Annotated in this window: 7 protein-coding genes; 6 read left to right on the forward strand and 1 reads right to left on the reverse strand. The window is 55.6% G+C overall.

Annotated elements, in window-relative coordinates; translation table 11 throughout:
• The first annotated feature begins 20 nt into the window (after positions 1-20).
• From iscR to sseB, 4 genes are all read left to right on the forward strand, one after another.
• Positions 21-518 carry a Fe-S cluster assembly transcriptional regulator IscR gene (gene iscR, locus FY046_RS17940; protein ID WP_133845857.1) on the forward strand — a complete coding sequence of 166 codons (498 nt, stop codon included), beginning with the start codon at positions 21-23 and terminating at the stop codon, positions 516-518.
• 141 nt (positions 519-659) lie between these two features.
• Positions 660-1859, forward strand: a complete 1200-nt coding sequence (locus tag FY046_RS17945) for an IscS subfamily cysteine desulfurase (protein ID WP_167864706.1) — start codon at positions 660-662, stop codon at positions 1857-1859.
• A 183-nt stretch (positions 1860-2042) separates the two neighbouring features.
• Positions 2043-3332 carry an aminopeptidase PepB gene (gene pepB, locus FY046_RS17950; RefSeq protein ID WP_133845859.1) on the forward strand — a complete coding sequence of 430 codons (1290 nt, stop codon included), beginning with the start codon at positions 2043-2045 and terminating at the stop codon, positions 3330-3332.
• An 86-nt stretch (positions 3333-3418) separates the two neighbouring features.
• Entirely contained in the window at positions 3419-4198 is a 780-nt protein-coding gene (gene sseB, locus FY046_RS17955; protein WP_133845860.1) for an enhanced serine sensitivity protein SseB, read from the forward strand.
• Positions 4199-4284: 86 nt separating this feature from the next.
• Here the strand turns inward: sseB and sseA are convergent, their stop codons facing one another.
• Complete coding sequence (sseA, locus tag FY046_RS17960; protein WP_133845861.1) at positions 4285-5139, reverse strand: 3-mercaptopyruvate sulfurtransferase; 855 nt, start codon at positions 5137-5139, stop codon at positions 4285-4287.
• 182 nt (positions 5140-5321) lie between these two features.
• Between sseA and FY046_RS17965 the strand changes: the two genes are divergently transcribed.
• Together FY046_RS17965 and pbpC are read left to right on the forward strand one after the other, a co-directional pair.
• Complete coding sequence (locus FY046_RS17965) at positions 5322-11276, forward strand: alpha-2-macroglobulin family protein (RefSeq protein WP_167864707.1); 5955 nt, start codon at positions 5322-5324, stop codon at positions 11274-11276.
• 24 nt (positions 11277-11300) lie between these two features.
• Positions 11301-13616, forward strand: coding sequence for a penicillin-binding protein 1C (pbpC, locus tag FY046_RS17970; protein ID WP_167864708.1), 2316 nt, complete (start codon positions 11301-11303; stop codon positions 13614-13616).
• Positions 13617-13654: the final 38 nt, after the last annotated feature.

Raw genomic sequence — 13654 nt, forward strand, 5'->3', positions numbered from 1 at the left:
TAACCGAGGTTGTAAACGCCATGAGACTGACATCCAAAGGCCGTTATGCTGTTACCGCTATGCTTGATGTTGCACTGCATTCCCATGAAGGCCCGGTGCCTTTAGCGGATATTTCAGAGCGTCAGGGCATTTCCCTTTCTTATCTTGAGCAGCTGTTCTCCCGTCTGCGTAAGAATGGTCTGGTGGCCAGCGTACGTGGTCCGGGTGGCGGTTATCTGTTGGGCAAAGGCTCTGATGCCATCGCAGTGGGCGCAGTGATTACTGCCGTTGACGAATCTGTCGATGCCACTAAATGTCAGGGTAAAGAAGGCTGCCAGGGCGGCGAGCGTTGCCTGACTCACGTGCTGTGGCGTGATCTGAGTGAGCGCATCAGCGACTTCCTCAACAATATTACACTGGCAGAACTGGTCAATAACCAGGAAATCCTGGAAGTGGCTGACCGTCAGAACAGCAATGAAATCCGTCGTGCGCCAAACGGCCGCATGCAGGAAACAATTAACGTCAATCTGCGCGCCTGATCGCAGTCTGGGCGGGGTTTGTTCTTCGCCCCCGGAAATGAATAAAAGGCCTGACGGGCCTTTTATTCATTTCTGCTTCCAGCAAAGATTTCAGGGCGCAGAAGGGCGGCAATCAAGAAACCTCCCGGAGCTTAACGAGCAATGAAATTACCGATTTATCTGGATTATTCCGCCACCACACCCGCCGACCCTCGTGTGGCCGCAAAAATGATGCAGTATCTGACTCTGGACGGAACCTTCGGTAATCCGGCCTCGCGATCGCATCGTTATGGCTGGCAGTCAGAAGAAGCGGTGGATGTTGCCCGCAACCAGATTGCAGAGTTAGTGGGCGCTGACCCACGTGAAATCGTCTTTACCTCCGGTGCAACAGAAGCCAACAACCTCGCCATCAAAGGTGCAGCCACTTTCCATCAGGAAAAGGGTCGTCACATCATCACTTGTACCACGGAGCATAAAGCGGTCCTGGATACCTGTGCTCAGTTAGAGCGTGAGGGATTCAGCGTCACTTATCTGAACCCGCGCCCTGATGGCACGTTGGATCTGCAACAGCTGACCGCGGCGCTGCGTGATGACACGGTGCTGGTGTCAATTATGCACGTCAATAATGAGATCGGGGTGGTGCAGGATATTGCCACTATCGGCGAACTTTGCCGTGAGCGCGGGGTGATTTTCCATGTTGATGCCACGCAGAGTGTGGGTAAATTACCTATCGATCTGAGTATGCTGAAAGTCGATCTGATGTCTTTCTCTGCGCATAAAATTTACGGACCGAAAGGCATCGGTGCGCTCTATGTCAGCCGTGCACCGCGTATCCGTCTGGAAGCCCAGATCCACGGTGGCGGTCACGAACGCGGTATGCGTTCCGGTACGCTGCCGGTGCATCAGATTGTGGGAATGGGTGAAGCCTATCGCATCGCCAAAGAAGAAATGGCCAGCGAGATGGCACGCCTGGGTGCGCTGCGTAGCCGCCTGTGGGCGGGTATTGGCCATATCGAGGAGGTGTACCTCAATGGTTCACTGGAGCAAGGTGCGGCGAATATTCTCAACGTCAGTTTTAATTACGTTGATGGTGAATCACTGATTATGGCGCTGAAGGATCTGGCGGTCTCAACCGGCTCAGCCTGTACCTCTGCCAGTATGGAGCCGTCTTACGTGCTGCGGGCCATTGGTCTCAACGATGAGTTGGCACACAGTTCGATCCGCTTCTCTCTCGGGCGTTTTACCACCGAAGAAGAGATCGACTACACCATTCAGCTGGTGCAAAAATCCCTTAGCCGTCTGCGTGAGCTCTCCCCTCAATGGAAAGCGTTTAAAGCCAGCGGTGCTGTTCAGGCAGGTTGATCCTCACTCCCGCACAAACAGTAACGGGCCAGATTCTGGCCCGTTCTGCGTAGTACGCCGCATCCCGCGAAAACATCCCTGTCACATTTCTGTTAGTCTGGTTGTACAATCCTCCTGCGGAAAAATCGCAGCGGCCGGTCAAACCCCGGTCTGAAAGATGAAATAATGAAAAGGAGCCATGCGATGACCACCTCTATGAATATTACCCTGTCAACGGCTGCGGCCGATCTGCGTTGGGGCGAAAAAGCGATCCTGAGCAGCAACGACAGCGGCCTGACTATCCATCTTACCGGCAGTGAACCGCTGGCCACTATCCAGCGCGCTGCGCGCAAAATTGATAGCCAGGGTATCCGTCATGTCAGCCTGAGCGGCGATGGCTGGGATCTGGAGAACAGCTGGGCGTTCTGGCAGGGTTACCGTGGTCCAAAAGGCGAGCGCGAAGTGCAGTGGGCCGCGTTGGCAGATGCCGAACAGGCTGAACTGAACAACCGTCTGAAAATTATCGACTGGGTGCGTGACACTATTAACCTGCCCGCTGAAGAGCTGGGGCCGGAACAGTTAGCCACCCGTGCCATTGACCTGCTGTGTGATGTGGCCTGTGATGCGGTCAGTTACCGCATTACGAAAGGTGATGACCTTAAAAAGCAAAACTATCTGGGGCTGCATACTGTCGGGCGCGGTTCATCGCGCAGTCCGGTACTGTTGACGCTGGATTATAATCCCGGTGGCAACGATGAAACCCCGGTATACGCCTGCCTGGTCGGCAAAGGAATCACCTTTGATACCGGCGGATACAGCCTGAAACAGAGCGGCTTTATGGACTCCATGAAGTCGGATATGGGAGGGGCGGCAACGCTGACCGGTGCACTGGCGCTGGCAATCAGCCGTGGTCTGAACAAACGTGTGAAACTGATCCTGTGCTGCGCGGATAATATGGTCAGCGGCAATGCCTTTAAACTGGGCGACATTATTCGTTACCGCAATGGCAAAACCGTTGAGGTGATGAATACCGATGCTGAAGGCCGTCTGGTACTGGCCGATGGGCTGATTGATGCCAGTGCGCTTAACCCTGAACTGATTATTGATGCGGCGACCCTGACGGGTGCAGCAAAAACCGCATTAGGTAACGATTACCACGCGTTGTTCAGCTTTGACGATGCACTGGCGCAGTCGTTGCTGGAAAGTGCTGCCGGGGAGAACGAGCCGTTCTGGCGTCTGCCGCTGGCGGAGTTCCACCGCAGTCATCTGCCGTCAAATTTTGCTGATTTGAACAACATTGCCAGCCCGTCGCACTCTGCCGGGGCCAGCACCGCCGCTGCGTTCTTGTCGCATTTCGTGAGTGAATACAAGCAGGGCTGGCTGCATATCGACTGTTCTGCTACCTACCGTAAAGGTGCCGTGGATCAGTGGTCTGCGGGTGCCACCGGGCTGGGTGTGCGTGCCGTTGCGAACCTGCTGTTAAACAAAGCGTAATATAACGGGCCGATCGCAACACGATCGGCCCTTGTAGGGACGGACCCTTTTTCCGGTCCACCCGCAGTCTTGTCTGGAACACATTCATGAACGATCTTAACCCGCGGCTGGAAGAGGTGCTGAAACTGGCAGCAGTAGAGCCGGCGCACCGTCCGGAGTTTTTTGCCCTGCTGATGGATGCCAGCGTTGTGGTCCCCGGCGAAAGCGCCCAGCCTGAGCAGGCGATCGATGCCAGCACTCCAGTTGATTTACAGCACTGGGAAAAAGAAGACGGCACCAGCATTATTCCGTTCTTCACCTCAGCGGAAGCACTGCAACAGGCCGTGAGTGGCGAGCAGGCTTATCTGGTGATGCCGGTGCGCACTTTGTTCGAAATGACTCTGGGCGAAGCCCTGTTTCTGAACCCCAAATTGCCTAACGGCAAAGAGTTTTCTCCGCGTGAAATTGCCCACCTGTTAGATGAGGGCAGCAGTGCTCTCAGCCAGCAGACGGTGCTGGAAGGCGGAACCTCGCTGTTGCTGTCGGAAATTGCTGAGCCTCCGGCACAGATGATCGATTCGCTGACCCAGCTTTTTGCCAAGTATAAAACCGTGCGCCGCGCCTACGTGGCGGAGATCAAAGAACATGCTGACCAGCCCGCTAATCTGCTGATTGGCATTGAAGGCGATGGCGATCTTGAAGCAGTGATTCAGGCGGCCGGCAGTGTGGCAACGGATACGCTGCTGGACGATAGCCCAATTGATATTTGCCAGGTCGTGGAAGGGGAGAAAGGTATCAGCCACTTCTTTATTGCCCATATCACGCCATTCTATGAACGGCGTTGGGGAAGTTTCCTGCGAGATTTCAAAGTCAAAAACATCGATTAACGATCGTTTGCTGCATGGGACGACCCTTTTTTAGTCGTCCCACGGGCGATCCCCGTTGCTGCTGGCGGATCGAAGACGATCCGCCGCTACAGTGAATCGTTAACGATCGGCAGGTCGTTACGGGCTCCCCATTCGCCCCAGGAACCGTCGTATAACGCGACGTTTTTCACGCCGAGGCTGGTTAACGCCAGAATCACCACCACCGCGGTGACGCCAGAACCACAGCTGGCAATCACAGGCTGCGACAAATCCACACCCTGCTGACTGAATATTGCCTGTAATTCCGCAGAGGGTTTCAAACGCCCTTCGGTGACCAGCGAGTTCCAGGGAACGTTCAGGCTGCCTGGAATGCGTCCACGGCGCAGTCCAGGACGCGGTTCATCCACTTCTCCGTGAAAACGGTTAGCAGCACGGGCATCAATAATCTGCGCGCCACCTTCATGACTAACCAGCAGGACATCAGTGACGCGTTTGACTTCGCCTTCACCCTGTTCGGCCTCGAACTCGCCTTCCGCGATGTCCAGGGCACCACTTTCCAGCGGCAGTTGCGCCTGTTTCCAGCCCGCCAGCCCGCCAGCCAGAATGGAAATTTGCTTCACACCAAAGTGACGCAGCATCCACCAGGCGCGGGGAGCCGAGAACAGATTGCCCTCATCGTAGATAACCAGATGTTTGTCATCGCTGATCCCCAGTTCACGCATTGCCACTGCGAACGTTTCCGCTCGCGGCAACATATGCGGGTAAGCACTGGTATGGTCCGACAGGGCCTCAATATCGAAGAAGGGCGCATTTGGCAGATGCTCTGCCAGATACTCTTCCTGGATGTTGCGGGTTTTCTCCTGTCCTGGCGGCAGCATACGTGCGTCCAGAACCTGGATGTTGTCATTGGTCAGATGCTCTGCCAGCCAGTCAGCAGAAACAAAAAGAGAGGGAGTCGTCATCGCGGCCTCATTGTCAGTAACGTTTAGCTGAGTGTCAGCGATTTTGTTAGCTATCACAAGGCGAAATGACACTATTCAGAGCCACCTCTGGATTCCTGCAAATTGTTTGCATTCGCAGATAGAAATTGCGCAGATAAACTATTACTCTTTGACCAATTTTGTAACAGGGAAGGTTCTATCTGATGGATGTGCTCAAATTTCTCCTGCGCTTACCGTTCACCGTGCTGAAAGCACTGTGCTGGCTGCTCTCGCGCCTTTTTCGCGTGCTGGGACTGTTGCTGCGCCCGCTGCTGGGTGAGATCAACTGGCGCGGCCCAGGCTGGGTTTCACCCCTTAAAGCAGGCTTCGCCCGGCTTGAGCAGGGGATTGACCGACATCCGAAGACCATTGCCCTGAGTGTGCTGCTGCTGGCGGCTGCAGGTGTTGCCAGCGTGTATGGCTGGCAGTGGTGGCAGAACCGACCTAAACCGATTGACGTTGCCCCGCTGGCCATCCAGAACAGCAGGGTAGAGGTCGTCAACCCGGAAGGGATTGACTACACCGCCGCAAAACCTGCCGTGCAGGTGCTCACCCTGAGGTTCAATCAGTCGGTTGCCCCGGTCACGCTGGTCGGAAAAAAGGTCAGCGCAGGGATTAGCCTGAAGCCCGCCTTAGCCGGGGAATGGCAGTGGCAGAATGCCTGGACGCTGATTTTCACCCCGCAGCAGCCGCTGCCAATGGGGGCGAGCTATGAGGCGACTCTTGAGCCTGACACTTTGCTGGCCCCGCAAATCCGTATTGAACAGACGCGCCACCGCTTCATTGTGCCTGCTTTTGACTATCAAATTGGCAGCAGCGAGTACTATCAGGACCCGCAGGACAGCAGCCAGCACAGCGCTATTTTCAATATCAAATTCAACGCGCCGGCCGATGTGCAGAGCGTGGAAAAACAGTTGTCGCTCGGCCTGAGCGCCGCGCAGGGGCAGCCAGAACAGCCGCTTAAGTTCAGCGTAACCTGGGATGAAAAGAAACTGAATGCCTGGGTGCGTTCCACTGCGCTACAGCCAATGGATCACGGCGGAGCTGTGCATTTGCAGGTGAGCAGCGGGGTGAAATCCTCACGTCCTGGCAATCCGGTGACGCGTAAAAGTGATGGATGGGTGACGGTCCCGAATCTTTACAGCCTTAGCCTGAGTGATGTCAGTGCGGAAGTGGTCGATAAACCCGGCAGCCAGGGCGAACGCGCACTGATTGTTGGCTTTAGCGATGCCGTACGTGACAACGATGTTCGCAAAGGGGTGAAAGCCTGGCTGTTGCCACAGAAGGACCCACGTCGTCCGGCCAGTGAGCAAACAGAAGAGGAATTCATTCCCTGGGATGTGAGCAATATCGATCAGAGCGTGATTAACCGCTCTCCGGTCGTGTCGCTCAGCCTGAACGAAGCAGAAGAAACCTGGCAACCGCAGTTCAGCTTCAAATTTGATGCCCCGGCAAAACGTTATTTGCTGGTGTCGGTGGATGCTGCGATGACGTCCAATGGTGGCTACAAAATGCCGGAAAAACAGTGGCGCGTGGTTCAGGTGCCAGACTATCCGAAGCTGCTGCAGTTTGCCGCTCAGGGGGCGCTACTGTCAGTTAACGGCGATAAACGCATTAGCGTGGCCGCACGTAACGTGCCGGGGCTGCGCGTGGACATCAAACGTGTTATTCCCAGCCAGTTGCAGCATATCGTCTCATTTAAAAGCCGCCAGTTCGCTTCGGCTGATTTCAATCGCCTGAACGACGAATACTTCACCGAGCGCTTTCGTTATCAGACGCCGGTGAATAATGATAAACCCGGTGAGGTCAGCTATCAGGGCATCGACCTGTCGCGCTATCTCTCAACCCGTCCCGATTCCCATCGCGGCATCTTCCTGCTGACCCTGTCTGAATGGTCTCCACAGCAGAAAGAGGCCCAGCCTCAGGAAGAGGAGTATCAGGAAGAGGAATCGCAGCAGGCGATCACCGGGGATTCACGCTTTGTGGTGGTGACCGATCTGGGCATCATTGCCAAACGTTCGCAGGATAAAACGCGTGACCTGTTTGTGCAGTCGATCAGCGGCGGTCAGCCAGTGGCGGGTGCGCAGGTCTCGGTCGTGGCGAAGAACGGTGAAAAACTGCTGACCCGTCAGACGGGCAGCGATGGTCACGTCAGTTTCCCGTCGTTGGAGGTGTATACCAACGAACGTGAACCGGTGATGTTCCTGGTGGAAAAAGAGGGGGATGTCTCCTTCCTGCCGACCGGCCGTGACAACGATCGTGGCCTCGATTTCTCCCGTTTTGATGTGTATGGCGAAACCACACCGGACGATACCCGCACTCTCGGAAGCTATCTGTTCTCTGATCGTGGTGTCTATCGCCCGGGCGATACCTTCCATATTGGTCTGATCACCCGCGCCGCCGACTGGTCCGTGCCGGTAGGCGGCATACCGGTTCGCGCTGAAATTCGCGACCCACGCGATAAACTGATGCGTACCGTTCCGTTGACCCTCAGCGCCAGCGGATTTAACGAACTGAGTTTTACCACGGAAGAAAGCTCGCCTACGGGCGAATGGAATATCTATCTCTATCTGCCGGGTAAAGACGACGACTCAACACGCCTGCTCGGCAGCACGGCGGTTAACGTCAAAGAGTTCGAACCGGATCAGCTCAAGGTCAAGCTGACCCTGACCCCCGACCATCAGCAAGGCTGGGTCAAGCCGGATGCACTGAAAGCCAATATTGATGTCCAGAACCTGTTCGGCACCCCGGCACAGGGGCGCCGTGTGGCGTCCAAAATGACGCTGCGTCCCGTCTACCCGGCGTTCGATCGCTATGCAGATTACGCCTTCTATGAAGCGCGTTCGGCCAGTGACGGTTATGAAACTGAACTGGAAGACAGCACCACGGATGATAACGGTGCGGCAGCGATTAAACTGGATCTGAGCGGTTTCGGTGAGTCGACCTATCAGCTGCAATTACTGTCGGAAGCCTTTGTCGCTGGCGGCGGTCGTTCAGTGGCAGCTACCGCCCGTACGCTGGTCTCTCCGTATGATTATCTGATTGGTGTGAAAGCCGATGGAGAGTTGGGTTACATTCATCAAAATGCCCAGCGCAACGTGAATCTGATCGCGATTAATCCGTCGCTGGATACCATTGCGCTTAACGGCCTGACGCTGCGCCTGTTAGAGCAAAAATATCTGTCGGTGCTGACGCGTCAGGAGTCCGGTGTCTATAAATATCAATCCAGGCTGAAAGAGATCCCGGTTTCCGATGCTGCATTTGACTTGCCTGCCAGCGGTCACTCGATGGCACTGGCGACCAATAAGCCCGGTGATTTCGTGCTGGTGGTAGAAAATGCCAAAGGTGAGGTGCTGAACCGCATCGCTTATAGCGTGGCGGGTGAAGCCAACCTGACCCGTTCGCTCGATCGTAATGCCGAACTGAAACTAAAGCTAAACAGCGACAAGTATCAGCCGGGCAGTGAAATTGAAGTGGCGATCAACGCACCCTATACCGGCAGCGGCCTGATCACCATTGAAAAAGATCGTGTCTACAGCTGGCAGTGGTTCCACACCACCACCACTAACTCGGTACAGAAGATCCGCATTCCGGCAGAGCTTGAGGGCAATGCCTATATTAACGTGCAGTTCGTCCGTGATATTAACTCGGATGAGATCTTCATGAGCCCGCTCAGCTATGGTGTGATGCCGTTTAAAATCAGTAATGAAGCGCGGAAAAACACCCTGAAACTCGATGTGCCAGAGGTGATTAAGCCAGGTGAAGATCTCACCATTAACGTCACCACGGATGCCCCGCAGCAGGTGGCCGTTTTTGCCGTAGATGAAGGGATCTTGCAGGTGGCGCGTTATCGTCTGACCGATCCCCTGGATTACTTCTTCCGTAAGCGTGAACTGAACGTTGAGAGCTCGCAGATTCTTGATCTGATCCTGCCAGAGTTCAGCAAGCTGATGTCGCTGACTTCAGCCCCAGGCGGTGATGGCGGTGAAGGCCTCGATCTACACCTCAACCCGTTCAAACGTAAACGGGACAAGCCGGTGGCGTACTGGTCGGGGATCACCGAAGTGAACGGCCACGCACAGTTTACTTATCCGGTGCCGGACTATTTCAACGGTAAAATTCGGGTGATGGCGATTTCGGTCACGCCAGAAAAAATAGGTAAAGCGCAAACCGGCACCACCGTGCGTGACAACTTTATTCTGACGCCGAACGTCCCCTCAATGGTCGCTCCGGGGGATGAATTTGACGTCAGCGTGGGCGTGAGTAATAACCTGGAAGGCCTGGGTGATGGCAAACTGCCGGTGGCAATCAAGGTGACGCCTCCGCCGCAGCTGGAAGTGGTCGGGCAGCCGGAACAGTCGCTTGAACTGGCGGCTAAGCATGAGGGTGTGGTCAACTTCCGTCTGCGTGCTAAATCTGAATTGGGTGATGCGCCACTGGTCTTTAGTGCGCAATACAGTGATAAAACCAGCCGCCGGACGATCAGTACATCGGTACGCCCGGCAATGCCGTTCCGAATCCAGACGGTGATGGGACGGATGAATGGGAATCAGCAGCAGGTGGATAATTTACGCCAGATGTTCGGTGCTTATGCACAGCGTCAGGCTGCGGTCTCGAACTCACCGCTGGTGTTAACCAGCGGGCTGGCAAGTTATCTGGCGGACTACCCGTACTACTGCTCTGAACAGATTGTCAGCCAGTCGATCCCGCTGTTGCTGCAGAGTGAACACCCGGAACTGCGTGGCAATCTGGATGCGGATAAAGTGCGTCAGCAGCTGAAAGGCATTCTCGACGTGTTGCGTTCACGCCAGAACGCTGACGGTGCTGTCGGGCTGTGGATGGCGTCACCACAGGCCGATCCGTTTATCACACCGTATGTGGTGCAGTACCTGCTGGAGGCGAAAGCCGCCGGTTATCCGCTGCCTGCCGGTATGCTGGACGATGCCAATGTTGCACTGCGCGCACTGGCGGCCAACGGTTATGAAGACCTCTACCACCTTCGCCTGCGCGCCTGGGCCGTTTATCTGCTTACGCGGCAGGGCGAAATCACCACGAATGCGCTGGCCTCAGTGCAGGAGACACTGAAAAAACGCTACCCGGACAGCTGGCAAACCGATCTCAGTGCGCTGTATCTCGCTTCCTCATGGCGCTTACTCAAGGCCGATGATGAAGCTGAACGGTTGCTGGCGCCGGGTTGGAAGGCGCTGGACAAGGCCTATAACAAAAGCTGGTGGACGCAAAACTACTACGATCCGCTGGTGCAGGATGCGACCCGGTTGTACCTGATTACCCGTCACTTCCCGGAAAAAGTATCGGCTATCCCGCCACAACTGCTGGAAAATATGGTGCAGGCACTGAGGGAAGAGCGTTACACGACCTTCTCCGCGGCGATGAGCATTCTGGCGCTGGAAAGTTACTCAGAACAGGTGGCACAACAAAACGATCCGCAGGCGCTGACGATTAACCAACTGGGGCGTGACAATAAAGTTCCTCAGCTGATTTCTGCGCTAAAGGGGCGGTTTGCACAGGGTAACTTCAGTGGGGATGCGGCTTCTGTTCAGTTCCGCAATGCAGGAAACGCACCCGCCTGGTATGTGGTCACACAGGCCGGTTATGACCTGGCTGCACCAGAGAAAGCGATCAGCCGTGGGCTGGAAATCAGCCGCGATTACACCGATGCCGCAGGTAAAACGGTCGACAAGGTCTCACTCGGTCAGACCATTAACGTGCATCTGAAAATCCGTGCGAATTCAAAAGCAGCGCTGAGTAATCTGGCGATAGTTGACCTGTTGCCGGGTGGATTTGAAGTGGTCCAGCAAACGCCTCCACCGCCAGAGACGGATGATGAGGAACAGCAGGATGCATCTTCTGCAGGCTGGCAGTCGCCGCTGGCGGCAAGCGGATCAACCTGGGCACCTGACTTCAGCGATATTCGTGAAGATCGTGTGATCATCTATGGCAGTGCCACCACGGAACTGCAGGAGTTTGTTTACCAAATCAAAGCCACCAACACCGGAAGTTTTGTCATTCCTCCGGCGTACGGTGAAGCGATGTATGACCGTGAAATTCAGGCGATGTCAGCCAGCGCAGGCAAGATTGATGTGGTACCGGCTGAATAGCCGGGCTTCGGGTAGCATGAACACATGAAACGTCTGTTGCAAAATCTGGCAGTGGCGCTGGGATTACTGGCGCTGCTGGTGACAGGCTTTCGTTTGTGGCCACATCCGCCGTTATCACAAGGTGTCCCGCTGTCCACGGCATGGTATGACCGTCATGGCACATTGCTACGGCTGTCGCTGGCCAGCGACGATCGCTATCGTCAGTGGACGCCTCTGGAGGCGATTTCGCCGTTGGCGGTGGACGGACTGTTGCTGCATGAAGATCGCTGGTTCTGGTACAACCCCGGCGTAAACCCGCTAAGCCTGGCGCGGGGCTTCTGGCGCAGCTATGTGCTGGGCGGCAATAAGCAGGGCGGATCGACCATCACCATGCAACTGGCGCGCATGGTGTGGCAACTGAATACCCGATCGCCAAAAGGCAAGATAGTTCAGGTGTTGCGCGCCCTTCAGCTTGAACTCAGTTACTCCAAACACGATATCCTGGAAGCCTATCTGAATTACGCTCCGTATGGGCGTAACATCGAAAGTATTGGTGCAGCCAGCCTGATCTACTTTGCCAAACCCCCTGCACAGTTGACGCTGGCAGAGGCGTTGACGCTGGCGGTACTGCCTCAGTCACCCAGTTTGCGTATTAATCCTCGCAGTGATGAAGTCAGCCCGCCGCTGATGCAGGCGCGCAACCGCTTGTTCCTGCGCTGGCAGCAGCATTATCCCACCGACCACAGCCAGCAAGCGCTGTTTCAGCTGCCGTTAGCCCTGCGTCAGCCGCAGGATTTGCCTTTTATCGCACCGCACTTCATTGAACAGTTGCAGATCGGAGAGCGTCAACCCCGTGTGGACACCACGCTGGATGCCAGTCTGCAACGGCTGGTTGAAAGACAGGTCAACGCGTTTATTCGTCGTAATCAGAGCCGGGGGATTCATAATACCGCCGTGCTGCTGGTGGACAGCCGCGATATGGGAGTACGTGCTATGGTCGGCTCGGCCGACTATTACAACCGCCAGATTCAGGGGCAGGTGAATGGCACAAACGCTAAACGTTCCCCGGGTTCCGCGTTGAAGCCCTTTATTTATGCACTGGGGATGGAGCAGGGCGTGCTGCATCCGATGACCGTTCTGAAAGATGTGCCTTACTCCTTCGGCAGCTATGCGCCCGAGAACTTTGACCGCCGCTTCCTCGGGCCGGTGACTGCGACCGACGCCCTCAATTTCAGCCGAAATATTCCGGCGGTGACCATTGCTTCACGGCTGCGCCAGCCGGGTTTCTATCAGTTTTTACAGTTGGCGGGTATCAGTAATCTTGCCAGCGAAAAACATTATGGACTGTCGCTGGTGCTGGGGGGGGGAGAGGTGACTGCCCAGGAACTGGCGAAACTCTATGCGATGCTGGCTAACCGGGGCGAAGTTCGCGCGCTGCGGCTGCGTCAGCAGGACCCTCAGTCGCCGGCATTTCGCCTGCTGAGTGAAGAGGCCAGTTTTATGACGCTGGATATTCTGCGTCAGCACCGCCGCCCTGGCGATACATTAGCGCAGCGCCCGTCATCGCTTCCTGTTTACTGGAAAACCGGCACCTCCTGGGGCTTTCGCGACGCATGGAGCGTCGGTATTTTTGGTCCTTATGTGCTGGTGGTGTGGCAGGGGAACTTTAACGGGCAGGGCAATAACGCGTTTGTCGGCGTTGAGGCTGCCGCACCGTTGTTTTTCAATATTATCGACAGTGTGATTGCCAGCTATCCGGGACTGAGTGAGCCTAAGCATCGCTTCCCGGTGCATCTGAAACGTGTGGAAATCTGCCTGCCGAGTGGCGATCTGCCCACGCAGTGGTGCCAGCAGCGCGGCAAAAGCTGGTTTATTCCGGGTAAATCCCCGATTAAAGTGGATACGGTTTACCGCCCCTTACGTATTGATAATCAGAGTGGGCAACCCGTCTGTGCCCCCTGGGATACAGAGACCAGCCATATTGAAGTGTTTGAGTTCTGGCCCTCCGATCTTGCCAACGTCTTTATGCAAGCCGGGTTGCCCAAGCGCCAGCCGCCAGCGGTTACCTGCCAGCAGGGCGCAGTGGGAGGAGATGCACCACGCATAACGTCGCCGTTGAAGAACACCACTTACCAGCTGCGTCAGTCGCAGAAAGGGCGGGACAATATCAGTTTCAGCGCGGTGACCGATGCGGACAGTGCCACTGTTTACTGGTTTGTTGATGATGTTTATCTTGGTAGCAGTGCCAGTAAAACGCCCCTCGACTGGCGGCCCTCCCGCCCGGGGAAATATCGTATTCGTGCGGTAGACGACCGTGGCCGTGCCGACAGTCGTCTGATTAATGTGGCGTTGATCAACTAATTTCAGACGGATCCCCAGGCGCTTTTCTGGTCATCAAT

The organism is Erwinia sp. 1181_3, assembly GCF_052824965.1.